Consider the following 24065-nt stretch of genomic DNA (forward strand, 5'->3'; position numbering starts at 1 on the left):
ACGCGATTGCGTTGAAGGCGGGAACGGCGCAGCGCGCGCGCCGGTCAGCGGCAGACGAAGACGATCAGCTGCCGAACGATTCGATGGTGTGATTTCGACGTGCGGAAGTGTTGCATCGGACCGCCACATCCGCCATTGCACCGTGGGAAAGCGCGGCTATACGCAGGTATCGCTTTCGATGCCGCGCTATCACCTGCACGTTGCAGCGTGATGTCTGTGCGCTCGGTCAGCCTTTCGACTATTCGTTCCTGGCTCGACTTGCGCCGCCCTGGATGCTGAATGATCATGTCGGCGGCGGCCGCGCGGATATCTGCGATGCCTTCCGCACGCACTGCCATGCAAGGCTCCGACGCGTTAACTCGACACTTCAAAGGACGAACGTCATGTTGAATGGATTGAAACCGCTCGCCGCAACTGCACTTTGCCTGCTCGGCCTGTCCGCCTTCGCCGAAAATGCCGCTGCTGCGCAATGGGTCGACAGCGGCCGCACTGCGTACTTCAAGCAAAGCCCCTTCTCCAGCGCATGGGAACACACCTGCACGACCGGCGGCACGCCGATCCAGGACTTCCCGGGCACCTGCGCCAACGATCCATTCAGCGGCTGGACGAGCAACTACAACGCCGCCAGCGCATCAGCCAACAACCAGCTCAATGCCTGCCACTTCGACTCGCAGAAGCTCGGCTCGGCCTGCTACGGCCTGGCGTACGCGATCAATGGGCAGGTCTACGCTGGCGGCCTGCCTGCCGGCTGCAACGTCGGTGCCCGTGCGGTGGTTGTTTCGACCCGCATGGAAACGATCGAGATCCAGAACCATGAGCTCGATGTAGAGAGCGTCCAGTCGGGCAACGAGTACGTCTGCCAGTAAAACCGTTGGTGGGACGCCGCCACCGTGCGTGGCGGCGTCCTTCTTCGTATTGCCGGCTTCTTACTGCAGCACGAAGCGCTCGATCGCCCTGGCCACGCCTTCATCGGCGTTGGTGGCGGTCTCGAAGCGCGCGGTAGCCTTCACCGCATCGATGGCATTGCCCATCGCCACGCTGGTGCCGGCGTACTGCAGCATGGTGAGGTCGTTCTCCTGGTCGCCGATGGCCATCACGTTGGCGCGGTCGATGCCCAGGTGCTCGGCCAGCTTCTGCAGGCTGGGCCCCTTGCCGGCGCGGTGGTCGAACACTTCCAGGAAGAACGGCGCGCTCTTCAGCACCGCGAAGCGCTCGGTCAGCGCGGCTGGCAAGCGCGCGATGGCGGCATCCAGCACGTCCGGTTCGTCGATCATCATCAGCTTGATGAAGGACATGCCAGGGTCCATGTCGGCCACGCGGCGGTACGACAGTGGCATGCGCGAAAGATGCGAGTCGGCCACGGTGTAGATGCTGATGTCCTGGTTGGGCGTGTACATGCGCTGCGCATCCAGTGCCTGGAAGTGCACGCCGATATCGCGGGCGACCTGTTCGCAGTACACGAAATCGTCGAAGCTGAGCGGATACTCGACCACGGTTTCGCGCGGGCCGATGCGCTGCACCAGGCCGCCGTTGCAGGCGATGCAGTATTCATCGTCGCCCTCGATGCCAAGCTCATGCAGGAACGGCGCCAGCCCTGGAACCGGGCGGCCGCTGGTCAGCACGATGTGCACGCCCAGCGCGCGCGCCTGGGCGATGGCCTGCTTCACGCGCGCGGTGAGCTTGTGGGCGGGGTCCAGCAGGGTGCCATCCATATCGATGGCGACCAGTTCGATGGTCGATTGCCTGCGACCCATGTCCATCATCTTCAACCAGTGCGGGGGACGCCCATTTTAGGCCAGGCCGCCTGGCAACGCCGGCCTCATGCATCGTTCACCTCTGCGCGGCGCTGGCCGGGGATACTCGTGGGGCCTGTGCGTCCCCCACCGCAGGACGGCCCTATCGACCGCCCTTCCCTGGACACTCTTTCGACGCATGACCTACCAAGCGCCCGACGCCACTGACACCGCCCCGCTTGCCCAGCAGATTGAAGACCTGATCGACGGCCTGCCCGGCGACCATATCCGCGTCGGCACGCTGCTGCATGCGCTGGGCGACGAAGGCCTGATGCTGGTGGTGATCCTGCTGTCGGCGATCTTCCTGATTCCGGTATCGATTCCCGGGCTGAGCACGGTGTTCGGTGCGTCCATCCTGCTGATCGGCCTGAGCCGCGTGCGCGACCGTCCGTTGTGGGTGCCGCAGCGATTGGCCGACAAGCAGATCGCCACCGACAAGCTGAAAGCCAACCTGGGCCGTGCCCTGAAATGGGTGCATCGGATGGAGCGGTTGTCCCGGCCGATGCGGCTGGCAGCGATGGTGCGCTCGAAGAAGATGATGCGGTTGAACAACCTGGCGCTGGTGTTCGCCACGATCCTGCTGATGCTGCCGGCCGGGCCGATTCCCTTCAGCAACACGCTGCCGGCGCTGGCGCTGATGTCCTTTGCGATCGGCTTCATCCAGCGCGATGGCGCGGCGGTGGCAGCCGGCTACGGCTTCGTGGTGGCGTCGGTGGTGTACTTCGGTGTGCTGCTGGGCGGCGTGGGCTTTGCGGCCGAATCGGTGTTCAGTGGCTTCCGCAGCGGGTCATCGGCGCTGTAGAGCCGAGCATGGGCTCGGCTCTACAGCACGGGTGATGCGCGGGCAGCCGGCTACTTCGCCGACACCCGCCACACCACGTCGCCCACATCATCGGCGACCAGCAGCGCGCCCTCCGCATCGATGGCCATGCCCACCGGCGCGCCCATCAGCGTCTTCTCGTCCTTGGACGCGAACCCGCTCACTACCGCTTCCGGGCGGCCGGCCGGCTTGCCGTCCTTGAACGGCACGTACACCACTTCGTAGCCGCTCAGTGGCGAGCGGTCCCAGCTGCCGTGCTCGCCGATGAAGGCACCGCCGTGGTACTTCGCCGGCAACGCCTGGCCGGTGTAGAACAGCAGGCCCAGCGGTGCCACGTGCGAGCCGATGGCGAAGTCCGGACGGATTGCCTTGGCCACCAGATCCGGCCGCTGCGGCTGCACGCGCTCGTCCACATGCTGGCCGTAGTAGCTGTAGGGCCAGCCGTAGAAGCCGTGCTCCTGCACCGAGGTGAGATAATCGGGCACCAGGTCGGCGCCGATCTCGTCGCGTTCGTTCACCACCGCCCACAGCTTGCCGGTGCTCGGCTCCCAGTCCAGGCCGGTGGGGTTGCGCAGGCCCGAGGCGTAGATGCGGCTGCCGCTGGTGGCCACGTCCACTTCCAGCACCACCGCGCGGCGGTACTCGACGGCCAGGCCGTTCTCGGTGATGTTGCTGTTGGAGCCCACGCCCACGTACAGCTTGCTGCCATCGCGGCTGGCCAGCAGTTCCTTGGTCCAGTGGTGGTTGATGGTGCTGGGCAGGTCGGTGAACTCGCTGCCCTTGTCGGACATGCGGGTTTCGCCCGGCACGTAGTGGTATTTCATGATGTTGCCGGTGTTGGCCACATACAGCGTGTCACCGATCAGCTGGATGCCGAACGGCGAGTGCAGGTTTTCGATGTACACGTGCTGGGTCCAGGTGCCGGTGCCCGGCGCGCGCCGCAGCAACGTGACCCGGTTGCCGCCCTTGCCGGCCTTGCCCGAGCGCGCCTTCACCTTGCCGGCGATCCACTGCTTGGGCGTGGTGACCGGCTCTTCGCCGGGACCGTTGCCTTCCACTACCAGTACGTCACCGTTGGGCAGCGACAGCAGCCGGCGCGGGTGCTGCAGGTTGGCAGCGATGCGTTCGATCTTCAGGCCGTCGGCCACCGACGGTGCCTGGCCCTCGGCCCAGCCCACGCCCTTGGGCACCTGCATCGGCGGCAACAGGTAGTTCTCGGGTTTGGGCAACGGCGGTTGCGCGCCGGACTGGTCGGCCGGGTGGTACTCGGCCTTGCCGGCACAGGCGACCAACGCCAGGGACAACGAGAGCACGCCCACGGCGGGCAGGATGCGCTTAGCCATGACGGGCTCCTTGCAGCACCGGCTGCTGCAGCGAAAGCACGATGAAGCCGAGCGCGATCAGTGCCACCGTCAGCGCGGAGAGGATGGTGCCCGGCACGGCCGCCGCATAGGCGTCGCGGCTGTGCACGAAGGCGTTCCAGACGGCCAGCACGATGGCGACCAGGTTGAGCAGGAAATCGAGGCGGTCGGTGCCGGTGGCGGCGCCGTTGCGGCGCCAGACCGCGAACAGATTGATCAGCCGCGGCAGGATGGCGATCAGCAGGCCGAAGGTGATCAGCCACGCCGCCGACTTGCCCCACATCACTTCAGCGGTGTTGAGGTAGAGGATGTCGAAAATGAGGCCGGCCACGAAGAAGCCGAACGGTATCGGATTCAACAGGCTGAAGAGTGTTGTGCCGAGGCCGCGATGGGCCTGGGCGACGGGGTTGACCATGGTCGTGCTCCGTTCGGGGAAGGGGTGCACGGGCTGTAGTAGCACAGGGGGGCGGGAGGGGGTGCGATGATCTGGGCATCGGATGGCCTCGACGCTATGGCGATGCCCAATGCGAAGTCCGCACGACGTGGCCAGTGCCATCCAGCTCCACCGACCACGCCTCGATATGGGGCAGGAATGGATTTTCGTACCACAGCCGTTCCACGCAGGTGCCACTGCATGGGGTGCTGGCATAGCGGGAAAACCGTTGTCCACGCGGCTCTGTGACATCGGGTGCGCCCAGCGCATCGATGACGGCCTCTCGACGGTCCCCGGGCTGCAGGGAAGCGATGCCGCGCTCGGCCAGGATGGAAGTAGCCGAGCATCCCGCCACGTAAAACACGGCTGCCATCGCCAACAGCCACGCCAGGTTCTTCACGTCTGCGCCTCCGCATCCAGCTCCATGGCAGCGTCCCGTATCTCATGGAATGGCAGCATGGTTTCGAAGCCGAATTCGTGTTCCATGCTGGTGCGGACCAGGCCGCCAATGCCGTACCAGCTGGTATTGGCGTGCACATCGATGCCATGCCAACCGCCCCCTGCCAGCAGATCCAGTGTCTGCGCCCGGGGCATCTTTGTGCTTTCCTCCCGCAGCAGCGCGCGGCGGTGCCGTTTCATCAGCAGGCGCAGCTGCTTCACCGTGGTGATGTTGAATGCGCTGAGCTCCGGCAGCAGCTCGGCGATGTCGGCATCGGTCCAGTAATCGTGGCGACGGTGATACATCGACAGCACCACCTTGCGGATGGTGGCCACGGTGAGTGGGGCCAGATCGGCGCGGGCGCGGGCATTGGGGCGTTTCATCCGGTGTCCTCCGGGGAGCCTGGGCATGGTGGCATGGCGGTGGGGTTCCGGTGCGGGTGGATTGTGCCAACCAAGGTTGGCACCTACCGGGGCACCGACCAGAGCGGCGCAGTCGTCATTACAAGGCGGCATAAGTGTTTGTGACGTATTTGGCACATCCGCACATCGGCTGCGTGAAGAGGTAGGGGGTTGTTCGTTGTGTCGCGTTTGGCTCGTTGCGATGGGGCAGATCCGCCCCGCCGTCCTGCCATGCCGATTCACAACAGAAGGATTCGTGTATGAAGCGACACACGCAACGCTCCGCGCCACCGCGCTCTGCGCGCCTGGCCCTGGCCACTGCTCTGGTACTGGGCAGCCTGGCCGTTACCGCCCAGGCGCAACAGGCCGACCCACTGGCGGGTATCCAGTGGCATCTGCTCAATACCGGGCAGACGGTGCCAGCCGATACGCTGCCGGTAGCCGGCAACGATCTCAACGTCGATGGCCTGTTCCGCAATGGCATCCGTGGCCAGGGCGTGGTGATCGGCATCGTCGATGACGGCCTGCAGATCGCCCACCCGGACCTGGCCGCGAACGTGGCGGCGGTAGCGGGCAAGAACTTCGCCAACGGCTCCAACAATCCCACGCCGTCCAATCCCGATGCTGACAACCACGGCACGATGGTGGGCGGCATCGCCGGTGCCGTGGGCGCCAACAACCTGGGCGTGCGCGGCGTAGCCCCGGCGGCGACGCTGAAGGGCTTCAACGTGCTGGCCTCCAATGCGCAGGGCAACCAGCAGAGCAACATCGAATACGCCTGGTGGGATGGCGCCGAGTCGGCCGATGTGCAGGTGTTCAACAACAGCTGGGGCGCGGGCCCGGGCAACCCCAACCTGCCCGTGGCCTACAGCCAGAACACGGTGAGTTCGTACGAGCAGGCACTGTCGGGCACACGCGGTGGCCGCGGCGGCATCTACGTGAAGTCGGCCGGCAACAACTTCAACAACGCCTCGATCAGCCAGACCCAGGACGTCTGCACCACCGATACCAAGAACCGCAACACCGGCTGTGTGCCGGCCGGCCGCGATCCACGCAACAACCTGTTCAACGTGATCACCGTGGGTGCGGTGCGCGCCGACGGCGTGCGCTCGTCGTACTCGTCCACCGGTTCGGCACTGTGGGTGTCGGCCTTTGGTGGCGAATACGGCCTGCAGGCGCAGTACGCACCGAACCTGGTGGCACGTGCGTACGATCCGGCCATCGTCACCACCGACGTGACCGGCTGCACGCAGGGCAGCAACAAGAACAACAACCGCCAGAACACGCTGGACAGCAACCTGTCGGCGATCGACAGCACCTGCAACTACACCGCCAAGATGAACGGTACGTCGGCGTCGGCGCCGATGGTATCGGGCGTGGCGGCGCTGGTGCTGGAGGCCAATCCAAACCTGTCCTACCGCGATGTGAAGTACATCCTCGCCACCACGGCCACCCGCAACCATCCGAACCAGCCGGCGGTGACCCTGTCCGACGGCCGCACGCTGGTGCCGGGCTGGACGGTGAATGCAGCCAACCGCGCTTACAGCAACTGGTACGGCTTCGGTGTGGTCAACGCGGCGCGCGCCGTGCAGGTCGCCGAGAACTTCCAGTCGCTGGGCCCGCTGCTGGATACGGGTTGGCGCACCACCACGCGCACGGTGGCCATCGGCAACACCTCCGCCGCCGCCGCGCGGTTGACCTTCCAGCTGGCCAATGGCGCACGCAACATCGAGTCGGTGCAGCTGGGCTTCCGGGTGAACCACAGCAATACCCGCCAGCTGCAGTTCGTGCTTGTTTCGCCCAGTGGTACGCGCAGCGTGGTGCAGCCGGCCTTCACCGCCATCGGTTCGGGTACCAATGGCGTGCAGCGCAACTTCACCAACTGGGATCTGCTGTCCAGCAATGCCTTCCTGGATGAAAGTGCCACCGGCACCTGGACGCTGGAAGTGACCGACATGGGGCAGGCCGCGAATGCTGCATCGCGCGGCAACCTCGAATTCTTCAAGATCCGCGTTCTGGGGCACTGATGATGAAAACGACCATTCTGTTGAGCACGCTCGCCTTCGCGGCGATGACCTCCCCTGCCTGGGCACAGAGCTCGGGGCAGACCCCACCGGCACGGAGCCTGTCCACCGTGGATGCACAGGAACTGAGAGCTTCGGCCACCGGCCGTTCGTTCGACGTGGGCGGCACGCGTTTCCAGCTGTCCCCGTCGACCACGGTGCAGCAGGCTGCGGGCGGCCAGTTCCGGATCACGCCGCAGGCGGCGGCCACCACCAGTTCGCGCAGCAAGCGTTCGCTGGATGGCGCGGCAGCAGCCGGCGCTGATGCCGGCGCCGGCAAGTTCGCCGCTGCGGTGTCCAACGATGGTGCGCCGGTGGTGGCGACCTCGCGGGTGAAGGTGTTCTTTACCGATGCGGCATCTGCACAGCGCGCGGCGAAGGCCACTGGCGGCACCGTGGTGAAGGTGTCCAAGGCTGCCGGTCTGGCCATCGTCGAGTACCCGTCGGTGAACGCGGCGCTGGATGCGAGCACCCGGCTGCTGTCGACTGCGGGCGTGCGCGCGGCCGAGCCGGACGTGGTGCAGTGGGAAGAGAAGAAGTGATCTAGGGCGTTGCGTGGTGCCCCCGGCCGGTTGGCTCTCCTGGCCGGCCGGGGGATTGGCGAGCGGGAGGGCGTGCCGACCAACGGTCGGCACCCACCACAATCCAATGGCACCTGCCAGATTCATTCATCGCGTGTCGACCAAGGTCGACACCTACCAGGGCGATGCGTCGTTCAGCGTGCGGCGACGCTCGCGCTGTGCGGCAGCTTGCACGCCGCCAACGCTTCACTGCCCGCGGCCGGATGTTCCGGCTCCAGCAGCAACCGCTGTACGTCCGAGAACAGCTGCTCCACCGGCATGCCGTAGGGCGCGAACAGGCGCAGGCGACCTTGGCGGTCGAACACGTAGCCGCCGGCGATGTGGCTCATCGTGTAGGTGTCCGGCAGCTGTCCGGGCTCTTTCTCGTAGAACGCCTTGAAGTCACTGGCCATCGCCGAGAGCTGTGCCTCGTCACCGACCAGTGCCATCGCCTTCGGGTCGAACGCGTGCACATAGGTGTGCGCGACTTCGGGGGTATCGCGCGCCGGATCGACGCTGACAAACACCACCTGCAGCTGGTCGGCATCCTTGCCCATCAGGTGCTTGACCTGGCTCAGTTCGACCATGGTGGTCGGGCACACGTCCGGGCAGCTGGTGAAGCCGAAGAACAGGTAGGTCACCTGCCCCTGCAGGTCCTTCGGGCCACGCAGGGTGCCGGCGCTGTCAGGCATGGTCCAGTGCTGGCCCAGTTCCTCGCAGGCGATGTCCTTGGAATAGAAATCCATGCGCGACTGCGCACTGCAGCCGGCCAGCAGGCCGAGTGCGAGGCCTGCGGCAAGCAGCGGCAGGCGCAGGGAACGAACAACGGAAGCAACACGCATCACGGGTACCACCAACACGAGGTGGGCGCGGTCTCGGTCAGGCCTGCCCTGGGGGAAGAGAGGGCTGAGGTGCCAGGGCGATCGCGCACTCCTTGCCGATCGCCCCGGCCACGGTCAGTTGATCATCATGTGGTAGTGCATGCTCCAGATGATCCAGATCGACAACGCGACCACGATGAACAGGATCACCAGGGTGAACACGAAGCTGGCGAGGTTCCAGCCACCTTCGGACTTGCGGTCCATGTGCAGGAAGTACACCAGCTGCACCAGGATCTGCGCGACCGCGAAGCCGACCAGCAGGAACAGCGTGACCGGCCGTGACAGCACCGGGTTCATCACCAGCGCGAACGGCACCACCGTCAGCAACGCGCACAGCACGAAGCCGATCAGGTAGGACTTGGTGGAACCGTGCGCATTGCCGGCGCGCGAGGTTTCGACGTGGGCCATGTCAGAAGGCTCCGATCAGGTAGACGAAGGTGAAGACGCAGATCCACACCAGGTCCAGGAAGTGCCAGAACAGGCTGAGGCAGGACACGCGGGTGATGTTGGTCGGGGTGAGGCCGCGGCGATACACCTGGTGCATCACCACCGCCATCCAGATCAGACCGCTGGCCACGTGCAGGCCGTGGGTGGCAACCAGGGCGAAGAACGCCGACAGGTAGGCACTGGTGCTGGGACCGGCGCCTTCATGGATGAGGTGCGAGAACTCGTACAGCTCCATGCCGATGAACGAGGCGCCGAGCACGAAGGTCACGCCCAGCCAGCGCAGCACCGCCGCCTTGTCCAGGCGGTGCATGGCCAGCACGGCCTGGCCATAGGTGATGCTGGACACCAGCAGGATGAAGGTCTCGGCCATCACGAACGGCAGCGAGAACAGTTCCTTGCCGGTCGGGCCGCCGGCGTAGGCGGTGCTGAGCACCGCGTACGAGGCGAACAGCGAGCCGAACAGCACCAGGTCGGACATGAGGTACACCCACATGCCGAACACCTTCATGCCGCCCTGTTCGTGGGCGTGATCGTGCTCATGATGGTCGTCGTGGACCAGCGCATCGCTGTCCAGTTGCGGACGGGTCAACAGGTTCATGCGCCTGCCTCCTGCAGCTTGGCGTGGTTGGCCGCTTCGGTACGCGCCACCTCTTCGGAGCTGACGTAGTAATCCACGTCCTCGTTGTAGGAGCGCGCGATCAGGGTGGCGATCATCGCGATGAAGCTGGCACCGGCCATCCACCAGATGTGCCACACCAGGGCGAAGCACAGCACCAGGATCCAGACGTTGAGGATCAGCGGCACACCGGTGTTCTTCGGCATGTGGATCGGTGCGTACTTCTTCGGCGGTGGCGGCAGGCCACGCTTCTTCGCTTCGTGGAAGGCGTCCAGCTCATCGGCCTTGGGCACCACCGCGAAGTTGTAGAACGGCGGCGGCGACGGCGTGGCCCATTCCAGCGTGCGTGCATTCCACGGGTCGCCGGTGAGGTCGAGGTTGCGCTTGCGGTCGCGCACGCTGACGTAGATCTGCACCAGCATCAGGATGATGCCCGCGAACACGAACAGCGCACCGATGAAGGCGGCGATCAGGTACGGCGTCCACGCCGGGTTGTCGTACTGGTTCATGCGCCGGGTCATGCCCATGAAGCCCAGCATGTACAGCGGCATGAAGGCCAGGTAGAAGCCGATCACCCAGCAGGCGAAGGACCACTTGCCCAGGCGCTCGTTGAGGGTGAAGCCGAACACCTTCGGGAACCAGTAGACGAAGCCGGCCAGGTAGCCGAACAGCGCACCGCCGATGATGGTGTTGTGGAAGTGCGCGACCAGGAACAGGCTGTTGTGCAGCAGGAAGTCCGCGCCCGGGATGGCCAGCAGCACGCCGGTCATGCCACCGATGGTGAAGGTGACCAGGAAGGCGATGGTCCACAGCATCGGCACGCTGAACTCCACGCGGCCGCCGTACATGGTGAACAGCCAGGTGAAGATTTTCACGCCGGTGGGGATGGCGATGATCATCGTCATGATGCCGAAGAAGGCATTGACGCTGGCACCGGAGCCCATGGTGAAGAAGTGGTGCAGCCAGACGATGAAGGACAGGATGCCGATCGCCAGGGTGGCGCCGACCATCGACTTGTAGCCGAACAGCTTCTTGCGCGAGAACGTGGCGGTCACTTCAGAGAAGATGCCGAACGCCGGCAGCACCAGGATGTACACCTCCGGGTGGCCCCAGGCCCACACCAGGTTCACGTACATCATCGGGTTGCCACCCAACGTGTTGGTGTAGAAGTTGAAGTCCAGGTAGCGGTCCAGGGTGAGCGCACCCAGGGCTACGGTCAGGATCGGGAAGGCGGCGATGATGATCACGCTGGTGACCAGCACGGTCCAGGTGAACACCGGCATCTTCATCAACGTCATGCCCGGCGCACGCATGCGCAGGATGGTGATGAACAGGTTGACGCCGGTCAGCAGGGTACCGATGCCGGAGGCCTGCAACGCCCAGATGTAGTAATCGACACCGACCCCGGGACTGAACTCGATGCCCGACAGCGGCGGATAGGCGACCCAGCCGGTCATCGCGAATTCGCCAACACCCAGCGAGATCATCATCAGCGCAGCGCCGACCACGAAGATCCAGAAGCTGAAGGCGTTGAGGAACGGGAACGCCATGTCGCGCGCGCCGATCTGCAGCGGCACGATGATGTTCATCAGGCCGACCACGAACGGGGTGGCCACGAAGAAGATCATGATCACGCCGTGCGCGGTGAAGATCTGGTCGTAGTGTTCCGGTGGCAGGAAGCCATCGCTGCCCGGCCCGGCCGCCGCCAGCTGTGCGCGCATCATCAGTGCATCGGCGAAGCCGCGCACCAGCATGACCAGCGCGACGACCACGTACATGATGCCGATCTTCTTGTGGTCCACCGTGGTGAACCAGTCGCGCCAGAGCACGCCCCACAGCTTGAAATAGCTCACCGCGCCGAGCAGCGCGAGGCCGCCCAGCACCATGGCTGCCAACGTGACCACGACGATCGGCTCGTGCAGCGGCACGGCCTCCCACGTCAATTTACCCAACATGTTCGTTACTCCTGGGAAGCCTGGGCACCGCCGGCAGCGCCCGCCGGGGTTGCAGCAGCGGTGTTCTCACCGACGCCGATGAACTGGTCGATGACCTTCTTGAACAGCAGCGGTTCGACGCTGGAGAAGTGCTGCACCGGCGCGTTCTTCGACGGTGCGGCCAGCGCCTTGAACTGCTCGAAGCTGAGCGCATCCGGCGCGCTGCGCACCTCGGCCACCCAGCGATCGAAGTCTTCGTTGCTGCTGGCGGTGGCGATGAACTTCATGTTCGAGAAGCCATGGCCGCTGTAGTTGCCGGACATGCCACGGAACTGGCCGGGCTCGTTGGCGATCAGGTGCAGCTGCGTGCGCATGCCGGCCATCGCGTAGATCTGTCCACCCAGCTGCGGGATGAAGAAGGTGTTCATCGTCGAGTTGGAGGTGATGTTGAACGCCAGCGCGCGGTTGGCCGGGAAGTTGAGCTGGTTGACGGTGGCGATGCCCAGGTCCGGGTACACGAACACCCACTTCCAGTCGGTGGCGATCACGTCCACGTGCAGCGGTTCGCCGGCCACGTCCAGCGGCTTGTACGGATCGAGCTCGTGGGTGGACTTCCACACGATCACCGCCAGCACCGCGATGATCAGCAACGGCACGCCCCAGACCACCACTTCCACCTTCGTGGAGTGCGACCAGTCCGGCGTGTACTTCGCCTTGGTATTGCCGGCGCGGAAGCGCCAGGCGAACACGAAGGTCAGCACGATGGCCGGCACGACGACGATCAGCATCAGGCCGATGCAGATCAGGATCAGGTCGCGCTGTGCGATCCCGACCATGCCCTTCGAATCCAGCAGCACCCAATCGCAGCCCGTCAGGGCGATGCAGGCCAGGGCGACCAGCGCCAGGCGGATGCGGTTCCAGCAGATATTCATTGGTGGTCAACCCTGTTGAAGATGCGCGCTTGACCGGCTCGCCTGCGCGCAGCGCCCGGGCGTGGAGCGGCTACACTGTGGGTACGAGGTCGCCTACAAACAGGCGAGCCACTCCAATCAAGCCCATACAAGATACAGCATTGTATGGAATTGTGCATCTGCACGTATGGAAAAATCCGACCGATGACGCCTCCTGCTGCCGGCCGCCGCCTGAAACACCCCAACCGGACTTGGGTCCGCCCGTTCCGTGAGGGCGCAGGACCGCTGTACCTGCAGATCGCCCAGCAGGTGCGTGAGGCGGTGGACGATGGCGTGCTGCGCCCGGGCGATCGCCTGCCGCCGCAGCGCGACCTGGCCCAGCAGGTGGGGGTGGACCTGACCACGGTCACCCGCGCCTTCGCCGAACTGCGCCAGGCCGGCCTGCTGGACGCGCAGGGCGCGGGCGGCACCTTCATTGCGATGTCCGCCGGCAACCGCAGCACCTCGGTCGACCTGAGCATGAACATCCCGCCGCTGCTGGGCAGCGCGCCGTTCGCACAGGGCATGGAGGCCGGTTTCCAACACTTGGGCCAGCAGCTGGGCCAGGGCGAGCTGATGAGCTACCACGTCGGTGCCGGCAGCCGCGACGACCGCGCTGCGGCCGTGCAATGGCTGGCGCCGGTGCTCGGCCCGGTGGGCGCCGAGCGGGTGGTGATCTGCCCCGGCGCGCAGACTGCGCTGTGCGCACTGATCCTGGCCCGCACCCAGCCGGGCGAACTGATCGCCGCCGAGCAGTTGACCTATCCGGGCCTGCTGGCCGCTGCGCGCGTGCTGCAGCGGGGCGTGGTGCCGGTGGCGATGGACGCCGAGGGCATGCTGCCCGATGCCCTGGACGAAGCCTGCCAGCTGCGCCGGCCGCGCCTGCTGTACCTGGTGCCGACCATCCAGAACCCGACCACGGCGACGATGTCGGCGCAGCGCCGGCAGGCCCTGCTGGCGGTGGCACGGCGGCACGAACTGACCGTGGTCGAGGACGATCCCTACTGGCTGCTGGCCGGCGATGCCGCCCCGCCGCTGGCCGCGCTGGCCGACGGTGGCTGCCCGGTCTACTACATCTCCACCCTGTCCAAGTGCCTGGCCCCCGGCCTGCGCACGGCCTACCTGGTGGTGCCGGGCGGCGAGCCGATGGAGCCGGTGCTGGACGCCCTGCGTGCGATCGCGCTGATGCCCACCCAGTCGATGGTGGCCGTGGCCTCGCACTGGATCCGCACCGGCCAGGCGCAGGCGATGGTGCAGCGCTTCCAGCAGGAACTGCGCGAGCGCCAGGCCATTGCTGCCCGCTACCTGCCCGCCCGCCGCCAGGCCCACCCGGCCGGCCTGCATGTGTGGCTGCCGTTGCCGCCGCGGCTGGACCAGTACCGGCTGATCCAGGCGGCACAGGAACAGGGCCTGGGCATTGCCAGCTCCGACGCCTTCAGCGTGGAGGAACCGCCACCGGGCAACGCCATCCGCCTGTCGCTGGGCGGTGCGGTGGACCAGGAGGCACTGGCCGGCGCGCTGGCCAAGCTGAACGAGATCCTGTCCGAGGCGCCCGACGCGCGGCATTCGGCGATCGTCTGAGCCATCCCGTGGGCCATGCCCATACAAGATGATATCTTGTATGCAATGTATGGACGGAGGATGTGCCGCAGATGGCCGCCGACAAACTGAAGTTCCACCTGGTGATGGCCGGCTGCGGCGGGTTCGTCGTGCTGATGCTGGCCGCCCTGGCCTGGGTCTGCCTGCAACCGCAGACCGTGGATGTGCAGGCCGCCGAGCGCCACGCCATTGAACAGTGCCTGCAACGCAGCGAGGACGCGGCGCGCAGCGAGATCCAGCGCCGCGCCCAGGCCGACTCCTGCCGCGAGATGCGCAAGCAGTACGTGCACAAGTTCGGCGCGGACGGCTCCTGATGGGCGCAGCCGCGCCGCGCCCACGCCGTTCGATGCTGCCGGTGATGATCGCCCTCGCCTGCCTGTTCATGGCCGGCGTGGCGGCGGCACTGTGGCAGTACTTCGGCTATGGCGAGCAGTCCACGTTTGCCGAACAGGCCATCGTCTTCGATGACTCGCAGCTGCGGTTGCCGGCGGAACTGGCCGGTAACACCGGCCGCATCCGCGTGGTGCATTTCTGGGACCCGGCCTGCGGCGTGTGCAACCGGGAAACCGGTGCGCACCTGAGCTACCTGATCAGCATGTATCGCCGCGCCGGCATCGACTTCTATGCCATCCGCCGCCCCGGCACCCAGGGTGAACTGCCCGAGCCGCTGCGCAGCAAGGTGATCACCCTGCCGACCATCGACGGCATCGGGAACATTCCGGCCAGCCCGGCGGTGGCGATCTGGGACCGCCAGGGCCACCTGGCCTATGCCGGCCCGTACAGCATCGGCATGGTCTGCAATTCGGCCAACAGCTTCGTCGAACCGTTGCTGGACAAACTGGTGCGCGGGGAAACCGTGCGCCCGAAAGGACTGCTTGCCGTGGGCTGCTACTGCCCCTGGCAGGCCCAGCGCTGAGGACGCGCGATGACATCACCGACGCTGGCTGGCGCAGCCGCCACACACAACAACGGCGGTCACCTGTCCGAACCGACCGATGGTTATGGACAGGCTCCCGCCGTTGGAAGCAACGATACGCCCCGACATCCTCCGTACATGCCGCGACCCGATGTCGCAGGGCCTGGCGTTGCAGGGCTGGGCTGGGTGCAGGACGTGCACGTGCACAGCGGCCCGATCTACCTGCGCATCGTCAACACGCTGGAACGCACCATCAATCGCGGTGGCCTTGCGCCCGGGCAACGGCTGCCCTCGCAGCGCGCACTGGCGCAGCAGCTCGGCGTGGATCTGACCACGGTGACCCGTGCCTTCGATGAAGCACGCAAGCGTGGGCTGATCGAAGCACGCGGGCCACAGGGCAGCTTCATCGCGCCGCCCAAGGCGGGCTTTGACCAGGCCGTCGATCTCAGCATGAACGTGCCACCGGTACCCGACGCCGATGCACTGGCGGAAATGCTGCGTCGAGGCGCAGCGGCGGTGCTTGCGCGCAGCAATGCGCCGAACCTGATGACCTATCACCTGGGCGGTGGCAACCCGACCGACCGCCACGCGGCGGCGCGCTGGCTGCAGCCGATGCTGGGCACGGTTGACGACGCACGCCTGCTGCTGACCGAAGGCGCGCAGGTGGCGCTGGCGGCGATCCTGCTCAGCCAGGGGCGCGAGGGCGATGCGATCCTCTGCGACCGGTTGGTGTATCCGGGTCTGCTGCAGGCCGCCGCCGCACTGGGACGGCGGCTGGTCACGGTGGAGGGCGACGAACACGGCATGTGCCCGGAGGCGCTGGCCCGCCGGGCGCGGGAATGTGGCGCGCGATTGGTCTACCTCAACCCCACCTGCCAGAACCCGACGGCGCTGACCGTGCCCACCACGCGGCGCGAAGCGTTGGCGCGGGTGCTGGAGCGCGAAGGCCTGCTGGCGATCGAGGACGATCCGTACTGGCACCTGGCCGTCACCGCGCCCATTCCGCTGGCGACGCTGGCACCGCGACACGTGTTCCATGTGGCCACGCTTTCAAAGGTGATCAGCCCTGGCCTGCGTACCGCGTTCGTGCAATGCCCGGGCGCCGCCCATGCCGAGGCGATGGCCACCGCACTGCGTGCCACGCGGTTGATGGGTCACCCGCTGGTCTCCGCACTGGCCAGCCAGCTGCTGCTGGATGGCTCGGCGCAGGCGCTGCTGGCGCAGGTACGCGAGGAAGCGCGCGAGCGCACTCGGATGGCGCGGTATCTGCTGGCGCCCTCGTTGCTGGAGCGCGCCGATGGGCTGCATGCGTGGTGCCGGGTGCCAGCGCCGTGGACCGACGCCACGCTGGTGCGTACGGCGCAGCTGCAGGGCCTGGCGATCGCGCCTTCATCGGCGTTCTGTCCGCCGGGCGCAACGTTCGCGAGCGGGGTGCGGCTGTCGTTGGGATTGGCTGCGGACCGGCGGCAACTGGAAAACGCGCTGCGGCGGATCGATCGGTTGTTGTTGTCCGATGCGCTGCCGGCGATTGACCGGTAGTGGAAGGGCATCCACGCATGGCGTGGATCTACTGGGCCTGTTCCGGTAGATGCCAACCTTGGTTGGCAATGCCCGTTCACGCCATGCGTGGATGGGTGTTGCACCTGGTAGTGCCGGCCGCTGGCCGGCAACGGCATGCACACTACGGTCATGAGGTTGCCGGCCAGCGGCCGGCACTACCCCAGCGCGGCCAACGCCTGCACCAGCGCATCCATCTGCGCGGGGCGGGTGAACACCGATGGTGTCACCCGCACGCAGGCGCCGGAGTCCAGGCCATCGCGATGGGTGGTGAATATCCGATGTTCATCCAGCAGCCGTTTCTGCAGCGCCAGGTTGTCTTCCACCGAGGCATGGCCACGCAGGCGGAAGCTGGCCAATGCACTGGTCAACGCCGGATCCGGCGAGGACAGCACCTCGATATGCGCCATCTGCCGCGCCGCCACCCCCCAGCGCTCACGCAGGTAGCGCAGCCGCGCCTGCTTGTTCGCTGCGCCGATGCGCTGATGCAGCGCGATGGCCTCCGGCAGCGCCAGATAGGCGGCGAAGTTGACCGTGCCGGTGTGCACGCGACTGCCCACGCGGCCGTCGTCGGTCTCGCCCATGTACGGATCCAGGTCGGCCACGCGTCCTTTGCGCACGTACATCGCGCCCACGCCCACCGGTGCGCCGATCCACTTGTGCAGGTTGATGCCAACGAAATCGGCCTTCAGGTCCGGCACCGCGTAGTCGATCTGGCCAAAGCCATGTGCGGCATCGACAATCACATCGATGCCGCGCGCCCGCGCACGCTCGGCGAGCTCGGCCACCGGCAGCACCAGCCCATGGCGGTGGCTGACCTGGGTCAGCAGTACCAGTTTCAGGCGCGGCAGGCGCGCGAACGCCTCATCGTAGGCCTGCAGGATCTGCTCATGGGTGGGCACCACCGGCAGTGCGATGCGCTCGACCTGCACGCCACGACGCTGCTGCAGCCAACGCATCGCGTTGATCATGCTGTCGTAGTCGATGTCGGCGTACAGCACCTGGTCGCCCGCGGCCAACCGGTTGTAGCCGCCGATCAGCGCGAGCATCGCTTCGGTGGCGCCACGGGTCAGCGCGATCTCGTCGGCGCCGACGCCAAGCATGTCGGCCACCTGCCGATGCACGGCCACGTACTGCGCCGGGAACGCGTGGCGACCGTACCAGGCATTGCCCCGGTTCACTTCGGCGGTATGCCGCTGGTAGCTGGCCAGGGTCTGCTTGCCCATCGCGCCCCAGTAGCCGTTCTCCAGGTGGTTCACTTCATCGGTGATGTCGAAGTGGCTGGCGACGGCGGCCCAGTACGACTCGTCACGGGCCAGCACATCCGGCGTCGTGGAAGGTGCAGGAATGTCCATCGGCACAGCGTAGCGCGCGGCCGTCGGAGCAGCCAGCGCGGCAAGCGCCGCACTGGCCGGCAGCAGCGCGCCGGCACGCAGCAGGGAACGGCGGCGGCTGTCCATCAGAAGGTCAGCCGGTACTGCGCGTACACGTTGGCGCCGTCGGTGTCGTACGGCGCGTTGCGCGAATAGATCAGGCCACGGCTGGCCTGGAACGTGGCTTCGTCCGGGTAGCGGTCGAACACGTTGTCGGCGCCCACGCGCAGGCTGTGGTGTTCGTTGATGCGATAGCCCACGGCCAGGTCGAGGAAGGTCATCGCACCGAACTGCTGGTAGATATCGCCGGTGGCATTGCCGGTGGAGTCGGTCCACTTGCCGTAATAGCGCACGCGTGCCATCAACGACCACGCGCCGATGTCCCAGCTGCCGGTGAAGCTGCCCTTGTGCTCGGGCAGGCGGTCTTCGAACAGCACGCGCTGGGTTTCGTTGGTAGCCACCGAGGTGCTGCCGTTGTCGACGCGGGTCTGGTTGTAGTTGTAAGCCAGGGTCAACGTCATCCGCCCTGCGCCGAGGTCGCGCAGGTAGTTGCCAACCACATCCACGCCGGTGGTGGTGGTGTCGAAATCGTTGGTGAAGTAGTTCACCGAGGTATAGCCCAGCGGGTTCGGCGTGCCGGCCGGAATGGCGAAGCTGGCCGACTGGCTGAAGCGGTCGCTGAGCGTGATCCGGTAGACATCGACCGACCCGGACAGGCCCAGGTCGGTGCGCCAGGTCAGGCCCAGCGAGGCCGTACGCGATTCTTCCGGGGTGAGCGGCTTGGCACCCAGCAGCTGCGCCAACGGATCGCTGGGCGACAGGCGGCCGCTGGTGAAGATCTGCAGCGTGCGCGTGTCCAGGCCCTGGGTGGTGCTGGTGGTGTTGAGCTGGGCCGGCGTGGGCGCGCGGAAGCCGGTGGAGAGCGTGCCGCGCAGCGCCACGTCCGGGGTGATCGCAAAACGTGCCGACAGCTTGCCATCCACCGTGCTGCCGAAGCTGGAGAAGTCTTCATAGCGACCGGCCGCGCCGATGCTCCAGCGCTCGCCCAGCGGCACTTCCATGTCCACGTAGGCGGCCTTGCTGCGCTGGCTCCACTGCCCGGCCTGGCTGGCCGAGAAGCCCGGCGCGCCGTTGGAATTGGCTTCCAGGCCCGCCGCAGCGCCACGGCCCACCGCATACGAGGCCGGGTCACCGGCGCGCACCTGGTAGGTCTCCTGGCGGAACTCGGCACCGAAGCCGACGTTGACCGGCTTCGACAGCGCAGCCACGTCCCATTCGTAGTTGAAGTCCGCATTGGCGTTCTTCTCGGTCTGGGTCAGCCGGCCGAGGTCGAAGGAGGTCGGGCTGTCCGGGCCCAGCGAGGCGTTGATGGAGTTGCCCAGGCTGTAGTCGATGGCATTGCGGCCATACGAGGCGCTCAGGTCCCAGCGCAGCTTGGGCGTGATCTCACCCCGCAGGCCCGCGACCAGCTGCAGGTCGTTCTGGGTGTTGCCGTACTGCGGGCTGAAGCCCACCGGATACAGCGAGCGCAGGTTCCAGCCCGGGAAGATGCTGGTCGTACGGTACGCGCCGGTGGTGGTATCGGGGTTGCGCCAGTTGAAATCGCTGACGCCGTCGCTGTGGCTGTACAGGCCGAAGGCATACAACTCCAGGGTGTCGCTGGCATTGGCCTTCAGGTGGAAGCCCACGCGGCGGCTTTCCAGCTCCGGCTGGCCCCAGCGCTGCACCGGGTTGGGCACGTCCAGTTCGGGATGCGCGGCCTGGAAGGCGATGGCGTCGGGACGCTGGCGCGTGCGTGAGGTGGCGTCGGAGTTGGACGATTCGGCGAACAGGGCGAGGCTGCCGTAGTCACCCAGCGCCCAGCCGGTGCGCGCACTGAAGTCGCGCGAGCCGCCATCGCCCTGCGCGTACTGCGAATAGCCCGCAGTGATCTCGGTGCCCGGGCTGTCCTCCAGGATGATGTTGATGACACCGGCGATGGCATCCGAACCGTACTGCGCCGACGCGCCATCGCGCAGCACTTCGATGCGCTTGATGGCGCTGGTTGGAATCTGCGCCAGGTCGGCGGCCTGTGCGCCGCGGTTGCCAAGCAAGGCACTGCGATGGAAGCGGCGGCCGTTGACCAGCACCAGTGTCTGGTCCGGTGACAGGCCACGCAGCGTGGCCGGGCGCACGAACACCTGGCCATCGGCCATCGGCAGGCGCTGCACCACGAACGAAGGCACCAGCTGTGCCAGCACGTCCTTCAGGTCGGTGGAGTCGACCGACTGGATGTCCTGCTTGGTGAACACGTCCACCGGCGCCAGGGTTTCAAACTGGGTGCGGTTGGAGGCACGGGTACCGGTGACCAGCATCGCATCGAGCTGGGTGGGCGCAGCGGCGTTGCCACTGCTGCTGGTGCCTGCCGTTCCGGCATCTGCAGCGATCGCGCCTCCTGCGCTGACCAGACCAAGGGCGAGGAGGATGGAACGCGACAGCTTCGAACGATGCACGGCAGGACTCCGGGAAGGCACGACAGGGCCAGGTGGGACCTGGACAAGGCGCGCAGTCTCGGGGCGGGATGTGAAGCAGCGATGACGTGGAGACGACAGTTGCGACCGCTGGAGGTGCAGCCGCCGCCCATGCCGGGCTCTGTGCTATCCGGAAGTGTCGTCGTCGAAGCCGAAGACGGCGGGCCGCGCCGTGCGCAGCGGGATGAACAGCGCGATCGCGAAAACGAACAGGAAAGGCGCGGAGAGGATGGCAGTGTCCTCGGTTCCGAAGGCAATCAGGTTCACCTGCAGTTGGCCGATCCACTCAAGGTCCATGAGCACCAGCACAAGGCCACCGATGGTCGGGCACGGCAGGCCGCCATGGCCTGCCATCAACAACGTTGGCGCCAGCAGTGCTGCCAGCAATGAGAACATCACCCGGTACAGCCAAGGGTCCCCGCGCCAGCGCGGTGCCCGCCGCCACATGAGCACCAGCAGCGCCAGTGGCAGCAGCGCCGGCAGCAGGGCAATCGCAATGATCATCACCATGCGGCGATCTGCGCGGTCTGGCTGATAGCGGTGACTTCCGGCATGTCCCTGGCCTCGATCGTGTCCATGAAGACCGCATTGTTGCCGGTGCAACGGCAAACGCAAAGCCCTGCCGGCGCAAGAACTGCTAAGCGCCCCACCCCGTCGATCCGGTACGCTGCCCGGCATTCGAACGAGGGACAGCGCGATGAGCGCAGCCGGCAAAGCGTTGTGGTACATCGAAAGCCATGCCGACAAGCCGCTGGCGCTGGCCGACATCGCGGCAGCCGCCGGACTGTCGCCCTTCCACCTGTCACGCCTGTTCCAGGCCCGCACCGGCACCTCGGTGGTGCGTTACCTGCGCGGACGCCGCCTGACCGCCGCCGCGCAACAGCTGGCCAACGGTGCCGGCGACATCCTGCAGGTGGCGTTGGCAGCCGGTTACAGCACGCATGCCGCGTTCACCCGTGCCTTCTGCGAGCAGTTCGGGCAGACCCCGGAGCGCGTGCGCGAGCGGGGCCTGCAGGAACTGGCACTGGTGCACGCGATCCGCCTCGACGACGCGCCACAGGCCTGCACCGAGGCGCCCAGGCTGATCGACTGCACGCCCTTCCAGGTGGCCGGCATCGGCATGCGCCACAGTCGCGACAGCGGCGGTGCGATTCCCGGGCAGTGGGCACAGCTCAACCGCGAATGGCCAACACCGGCGCCGGTCAGTTTCGGTGTGTGCTGCAACAGCGACGACGAGGGTGGCTTCGACTACATCGCAGCCTTGCCAGTGAACGCACTGCCATCGGTGCCTGCACACTGGCAGCGGGTGGATGTGCCTGCGCGCCGTTACCTGGTGGCCTGGCATGGCGGCCATATCTCCACCATCCGCTCGACCTGGTTCTGGCTGCTGGACCAGTACCTGCCGGCAAGCGACCTGCACCTGGCCAACGCGCCGGATCTTGAACGCTACGACACCCGCTTCGACGAGCATACCGGCCATGGCGGCGTGGAGATCTGGCTGCCGGTCGATCACCGTCCTGACTGACCCGGAGAAACCGATGATGCGCGCGACACGATGGATGTTGACACTGCTGCTGGCTGCTCTGGCGCCGATGGCGATGGCGGCCGCTCCCACCATTGCCGGTGAACGTCATGGCGTGACAACGCTGAAAAGCGCGGCGATCCGCGATAGTGCGCAGCGCGAGGTGCTGCGCTTCACCGTGTGGTACCCGGCAATGCCAGGCAGCGAAGAAACGCCGCTGACCATCGGGCCACCGGATGCGCCGTTGTTCGAGGTGGGCCGCGCGGCGAAGGATGCCCCCACTGCCGGCGGGCGCCTGCCAACCCTGTTGCTGTCGCATGGCAATGGCGGCACCGCGCGCATGATGGGGTGGCTGGGCACCGCGCTGGCGCGGGCCGGCTACCTGGTGATCGCCGTGGACCACCCCGGCAACAACGGCGCCGATGAGATGACGCTGGCCGGCAGCGTGCTGACCTGGCTGCGCGCCGACGACCTGAAGGCGGCGCTGGCGGCCGTGCAGGCCGACCCGCAGCTGGGGCCACATGTTGATGCGTCGCGGCTGGGCGTGGTGGGTTATTCCGCTGGCGGCTTCACCGCACTGCTCAGCGCCGGCGCACGGCCGGACATGACACGGCTGCTGGCGTTCTGCCAGGCGCACCCGGACGACGGCGTGTGCAGGCCGCAGCAGGAAGCGGCCGCGCATACGATGGCGGCGCGTCTGGCTGCAGCGGCGTCTCCACAACTGCAACCGTACGTGCAGCATGCACAGGATGATCGTTCGATTGCCGGCGTGCGCGCGGTGTTCGTGCTGGCGCCCGCCATCGTGCAGGCGTTTGCACCGGAGCAGCTGAAGGCGTTGCGGCAGCCGGTGATGATCGTGCTGGGTTCAGCGGATGAAGTGGCGCCGCCAGCGACCAACGGTGATGTGGCGGCGGCGCTGATTCCGAAGGCAACGCTGCACGCGCTGCCCGGTGTCGGCCACTACGATTTCCTGTCTGCCTGCACGCCACTGGCAGATGAGCGGCTGCAGGCGCTGTGCATGACTGCGGTACCGAAGGAGCAGACGCATGCGGTGGCGGTGGAAGACGCGGTGCGCTTCTTCGGGGAAGCCTTGCGCTGAAGACAGTCGAGCACGGCTCGATGCCAGGTCTGGCAACAACGATTCGTTGCACAGGTGATGACGCGGCGCAAAGGTGCGCGGGACTACACTGCACCCAGCGCTCCACGGAGGATCGATCATGCGCCTGTTGCATCTTTCTCTGCCGGTATCCGATGTTGCCAACGTCGCCGCGTACTTCCGCGACGTGCTGCAGCTGGAGGTGGCCGGCGACCAGGTCCGCATTGGCTGGAGCACGATCCAGCTGCAACCGGCGAATGGCCGTCCGGTAGGCGGCGTGCACCTTGCCTTCAATGTGCCGGACAACCGCTTCGCCGACGCCATGAGCTGGCTGCGTGCACGCACGCCGTTGCAATGCAATCCGGAAGGGCTGGACTACTTCGCATTGGAAAGCAGCTGGCAGTCGCAGTCGGTGTATTTCACCGGACCCGATGGCCTGATCCTGGAACTGATCGGCCGCAGGCGCTTGCCGGCCAGCGACCGCACTGGCGCCTTCCATGGCAGCGAATTGACCTGCCTGAGCGAGGTTGGCCTGCCCAGCCATGATGTCGATGCGGTGCGTGAAAAAGCCAGCCAGAGCTTCGGCCTGCGGCCGATCAGCCCGCCGTCGCCCCAGTTCGCGCCGATGGGTGATGACGAGGGCCTGTTGATCGTGGTCGCTGCCGATCGCCGTTGGTTCCCCGAGCAGAAGGACCTGCCCAACGCGCAGGGCCTGCAGCTGCAGGTGGCCGATGTGAGCGGCAGCGGCGAGCTGCACGATGCCGCGCTGGGCTGGCGGGTGCAGGCGGCCTGAG

Annotated in this window: 24 protein-coding genes; 11 read left to right on the plus strand and 13 right to left on the minus strand. The window is 66.5% G+C overall.

Going from position 1 to position 24065, the window contains the following annotated elements; all coding sequences use genetic code 11:
* Positions 1–200 precede the first annotated feature (200 nt).
* The gene (locus M2299_RS07155; protein WP_223486892.1) at positions 201–866 is read left to right on the plus strand and encodes a hypothetical protein; all 666 of its coding nucleotides are present in this window, start codon (positions 201–203) and stop codon (positions 864–866) included.
* A gap of 60 nt (positions 867–926) precedes the next feature.
* Here the strand turns inward: M2299_RS07155 and yidA are convergent, their stop codons facing one another.
* A complete protein-coding gene (gene yidA, locus M2299_RS07160; RefSeq protein ID WP_280884121.1) occupies positions 927–1760 on the minus strand; it encodes a sugar-phosphatase in 834 nt (277 codons plus the stop codon).
* A gap of 172 nt (positions 1761–1932) precedes the next feature.
* On the opposite strand from yidA, the gene M2299_RS07165 reads away from it, so the two are divergent.
* The gene (locus M2299_RS07165) at positions 1933–2595 is read left to right on the plus strand and encodes an exopolysaccharide biosynthesis protein (RefSeq protein WP_025877405.1); all 663 of its coding nucleotides are present in this window, start codon (positions 1933–1935) and stop codon (positions 2593–2595) included.
* Between the two features lie 50 nt (positions 2596–2645).
* On the opposite strand, the gene M2299_RS07170 is transcribed toward M2299_RS07165, so the two are convergent.
* From M2299_RS07170 to M2299_RS07185, 4 genes are all read right to left on the minus strand, one after another.
* Positions 2646–3956, minus strand: coding sequence for a sorbosone dehydrogenase family protein (locus M2299_RS07170; RefSeq protein WP_059065442.1), 1311 nt, complete (start codon positions 3954–3956; stop codon positions 2646–2648).
* On the minus strand, positions 3949–4389 hold the full coding sequence (locus M2299_RS07175) for a DUF2231 domain-containing protein (RefSeq protein ID WP_100437031.1): 441 nt from the start codon (positions 4387–4389) through the stop codon (positions 3949–3951). Before M2299_RS07175 ends, M2299_RS07170 begins: the two co-directional genes overlap by 8 nt.
* A 94-nt stretch (positions 4390–4483) precedes the next feature.
* Positions 4484–4807: a hypothetical protein gene (locus M2299_RS07180; RefSeq protein ID WP_099844008.1), complete on the minus strand. Its 324-nt coding sequence runs from the start codon at positions 4805–4807 to the stop codon at positions 4484–4486.
* Entirely contained in the window at positions 4804–5229 is a 426-nt protein-coding gene (locus M2299_RS07185; RefSeq protein ID WP_223486898.1) for a hypothetical protein, read from the minus strand. Before M2299_RS07185 ends, M2299_RS07180 begins: the two co-directional genes overlap by 4 nt.
* A gap of 278 nt (positions 5230–5507) precedes the next feature.
* Between M2299_RS07185 and M2299_RS07190 the strand changes: the two genes are divergently transcribed.
* Both M2299_RS07190 and M2299_RS07195 read left to right on the plus strand, forming a co-directional pair.
* Positions 5508–7274, plus strand: a complete 1767-nt coding sequence (locus M2299_RS07190; RefSeq protein WP_280884122.1) for a S8 family serine peptidase — start codon at positions 5508–5510, stop codon at positions 7272–7274.
* Complete coding sequence (locus M2299_RS07195) at positions 7274–7852, plus strand: DNA breaking-rejoining protein (protein ID WP_140228281.1); 579 nt, start codon at positions 7274–7276, stop codon at positions 7850–7852. Before M2299_RS07190 ends, M2299_RS07195 begins: the two co-directional genes overlap by 1 nt.
* Before the next feature lie 173 nt (positions 7853–8025).
* Here M2299_RS07195 and M2299_RS07200 read toward each other — a convergent pair whose 3' ends face one another.
* The 5 genes from M2299_RS07200 to cyoA form a co-directional block, all read right to left on the minus strand.
* Complete coding sequence (locus M2299_RS07200; protein WP_051501687.1) at positions 8026–8712, minus strand: SCO family protein; 687 nt, start codon at positions 8710–8712, stop codon at positions 8026–8028.
* 114 nt (positions 8713–8826) lie between these two features.
* Positions 8827–9159, minus strand: coding sequence for a cytochrome o ubiquinol oxidase subunit IV (gene cyoD, locus M2299_RS07205; protein ID WP_025877422.1), 333 nt, complete (start codon positions 9157–9159; stop codon positions 8827–8829).
* Position 9160: 1 nt separating this feature from the next.
* Complete coding sequence (gene cyoC, locus M2299_RS07210; protein ID WP_080149637.1) at positions 9161–9796, minus strand: cytochrome o ubiquinol oxidase subunit III; 636 nt, start codon at positions 9794–9796, stop codon at positions 9161–9163.
* Entirely contained in the window at positions 9793–11769 is a 1977-nt protein-coding gene (gene cyoB / locus M2299_RS07215) for a cytochrome o ubiquinol oxidase subunit I (RefSeq protein WP_025877427.1), read from the minus strand. The genes cyoC and cyoB overlap by 4 nt, the downstream gene beginning before the upstream one ends.
* A 5-nt stretch (positions 11770–11774) precedes the next feature.
* Positions 11775–12680 (minus strand): ubiquinol oxidase subunit II, encoded by a 906-nt coding sequence (gene cyoA / locus M2299_RS07220; RefSeq protein WP_080149635.1) that lies wholly within the window; start codon positions 12678–12680, stop codon positions 11775–11777.
* 183 nt (positions 12681–12863) lie between these two features.
* Between cyoA and M2299_RS07225 the strand changes: the two genes are divergently transcribed.
* The 4 genes from M2299_RS07225 (at position 12864) to M2299_RS07240 (ending at position 16752) form a co-directional block, all read left to right on the plus strand.
* On the plus strand, positions 12864–14279 hold the full coding sequence (locus tag M2299_RS07225) for a PLP-dependent aminotransferase family protein (RefSeq protein WP_049466404.1): 1416 nt from the start codon (positions 12864–12866) through the stop codon (positions 14277–14279).
* 71 nt (positions 14280–14350) lie between these two features.
* Positions 14351–14611, plus strand: a complete 261-nt coding sequence (locus tag M2299_RS07230; RefSeq protein ID WP_025877432.1) for a hypothetical protein — start codon at positions 14351–14353, stop codon at positions 14609–14611.
* The gene (locus M2299_RS07235) at positions 14611–15213 is read left to right on the plus strand and encodes a DUF6436 domain-containing protein (protein ID WP_099785736.1); all 603 of its coding nucleotides are present in this window, start codon (positions 14611–14613) and stop codon (positions 15211–15213) included. Before M2299_RS07230 ends, M2299_RS07235 begins: the two co-directional genes overlap by 1 nt.
* 9 nt (positions 15214–15222) lie before the next feature.
* A complete protein-coding gene (locus M2299_RS07240; protein WP_223486905.1) occupies positions 15223–16752 on the plus strand; it encodes a PLP-dependent aminotransferase family protein in 1530 nt (509 codons plus the stop codon).
* 176 nt (positions 16753–16928) lie between these two features.
* Here the strand turns inward: M2299_RS07240 and M2299_RS07245 are convergent, their stop codons facing one another.
* From M2299_RS07245 to M2299_RS07255, 3 genes are all read right to left on the minus strand, one after another.
* Positions 16929–18230 (minus strand): aminotransferase class V-fold PLP-dependent enzyme, encoded by a 1302-nt coding sequence (locus tag M2299_RS07245; protein WP_280884123.1) that lies wholly within the window; start codon positions 18228–18230, stop codon positions 16929–16931.
* Positions 18230–20635 carry a TonB-dependent receptor gene (locus M2299_RS07250; protein ID WP_280884124.1) on the minus strand — a complete coding sequence of 802 codons (2406 nt, stop codon included), beginning with the start codon at positions 20633–20635 and terminating at the stop codon, positions 18230–18232. The genes M2299_RS07245 and M2299_RS07250 overlap by 1 nt, the downstream gene beginning before the upstream one ends.
* Positions 20636–20779: 144 nt before the next feature.
* Positions 20780–21163, minus strand: a complete 384-nt coding sequence (locus M2299_RS07255) for a hypothetical protein (protein ID WP_280884125.1) — start codon at positions 21161–21163, stop codon at positions 20780–20782.
* Positions 21164–21350: 187 nt separating this feature from the next.
* On the opposite strand from M2299_RS07255, the gene M2299_RS07260 reads away from it, so the two are divergent.
* From M2299_RS07260 to M2299_RS07270, 3 genes are all read left to right on the plus strand, one after another.
* Positions 21351–22178 carry an AraC family transcriptional regulator gene (locus M2299_RS07260; RefSeq protein ID WP_140225291.1) on the plus strand — a complete coding sequence of 276 codons (828 nt, stop codon included), beginning with the start codon at positions 21351–21353 and terminating at the stop codon, positions 22176–22178.
* Between the two features lie 16 nt (positions 22179–22194).
* A complete protein-coding gene (locus M2299_RS07265) occupies positions 22195–23274 on the plus strand; it encodes an alpha/beta fold hydrolase (protein ID WP_280884126.1) in 1080 nt (359 codons plus the stop codon).
* 118 nt (positions 23275–23392) lie between these two features.
* Positions 23393–24064, plus strand: coding sequence for a VOC family protein (locus M2299_RS07270; protein ID WP_280884127.1), 672 nt, complete (start codon positions 23393–23395; stop codon positions 24062–24064).
* The last annotated feature ends 1 nt before the right edge of the window (position 24065 follow it).

The organism is Stenotrophomonas sp. 1278 (genome assembly GCF_029892765.1).
Lineage (GTDB): Bacteria > Pseudomonadota > Gammaproteobacteria > Xanthomonadales > Xanthomonadaceae > Stenotrophomonas > Stenotrophomonas indicatrix.

Excerpts from the sequence above, each read along its gene's own strand:
- yidA (WP_280884121.1), bottom strand. The coding sequence starts at position 1,760 with ATGGACATGGGTCGCAGGCAATCGACCATCGAACTGGTCGCCATCGAT.
- M2299_RS07165 (WP_025877405.1), top strand. The coding sequence starts at position 1,933 with ATGACCTACCAAGCGCCCGACGCCACTGACACCGCCCCGCTTGCCCAG.
- M2299_RS07170 (WP_059065442.1), bottom strand. The coding sequence starts at position 3,956 with ATGGCTAAGCGCATCCTGCCCGCCGTGGGCGTGCTCTCGTTGTCCCTG.
- M2299_RS07175 (WP_100437031.1), bottom strand. The coding sequence starts at position 4,389 with ATGGTCAACCCCGTCGCCCAGGCCCATCGCGGCCTCGGCACAACACTC.
- M2299_RS07185 (WP_223486898.1), bottom strand. The coding sequence starts at position 5,229 with ATGAAACGCCCCAATGCCCGCGCCCGCGCCGATCTGGCCCCACTCACC.
- M2299_RS07190 (WP_280884122.1), top strand. The coding sequence starts at position 5,508 with ATGAAGCGACACACGCAACGCTCCGCGCCACCGCGCTCTGCGCGCCTG.
- M2299_RS07195 (WP_140228281.1), top strand. The coding sequence starts at position 7,274 with ATGATGAAAACGACCATTCTGTTGAGCACGCTCGCCTTCGCGGCGATG.
- M2299_RS07200 (WP_051501687.1), bottom strand. The coding sequence starts at position 8,712 with ATGCGTGTTGCTTCCGTTGTTCGTTCCCTGCGCCTGCCGCTGCTTGCC.
- cyoD (WP_025877422.1), bottom strand. The coding sequence starts at position 9,159 with ATGGCCCACGTCGAAACCTCGCGCGCCGGCAATGCGCACGGTTCCACC.
- cyoC (WP_080149637.1), bottom strand. The coding sequence starts at position 9,796 with ATGAACCTGTTGACCCGTCCGCAACTGGACAGCGATGCGCTGGTCCAC.
- cyoB (WP_025877427.1), bottom strand. The coding sequence starts at position 11,769 with ATGTTGGGTAAATTGACGTGGGAGGCCGTGCCGCTGCACGAGCCGATC.
- cyoA (WP_080149635.1), bottom strand. The coding sequence starts at position 12,680 with ATGAATATCTGCTGGAACCGCATCCGCCTGGCGCTGGTCGCCCTGGCC.
- M2299_RS07225 (WP_049466404.1), top strand. The coding sequence starts at position 12,864 with ATGACGCCTCCTGCTGCCGGCCGCCGCCTGAAACACCCCAACCGGACT.
- M2299_RS07230 (WP_025877432.1), top strand. The coding sequence starts at position 14,351 with ATGGCCGCCGACAAACTGAAGTTCCACCTGGTGATGGCCGGCTGCGGC.
- M2299_RS07235 (WP_099785736.1), top strand. The coding sequence starts at position 14,611 with ATGGGCGCAGCCGCGCCGCGCCCACGCCGTTCGATGCTGCCGGTGATG.
- M2299_RS07240 (WP_223486905.1), top strand. The coding sequence starts at position 15,223 with ATGACATCACCGACGCTGGCTGGCGCAGCCGCCACACACAACAACGGC.
- M2299_RS07245 (WP_280884123.1), bottom strand. The coding sequence starts at position 18,230 with ATGGACAGCCGCCGCCGTTCCCTGCTGCGTGCCGGCGCGCTGCTGCCG.
- M2299_RS07255 (WP_280884125.1), bottom strand. The coding sequence starts at position 21,163 with ATGGTGATGATCATTGCGATTGCCCTGCTGCCGGCGCTGCTGCCACTG.
- M2299_RS07260 (WP_140225291.1), top strand. The coding sequence starts at position 21,351 with ATGAGCGCAGCCGGCAAAGCGTTGTGGTACATCGAAAGCCATGCCGAC.
- M2299_RS07265 (WP_280884126.1), top strand. The coding sequence starts at position 22,195 with ATGCGCGCGACACGATGGATGTTGACACTGCTGCTGGCTGCTCTGGCG.
- M2299_RS07270 (WP_280884127.1), top strand. The coding sequence starts at position 23,393 with ATGCGCCTGTTGCATCTTTCTCTGCCGGTATCCGATGTTGCCAACGTC.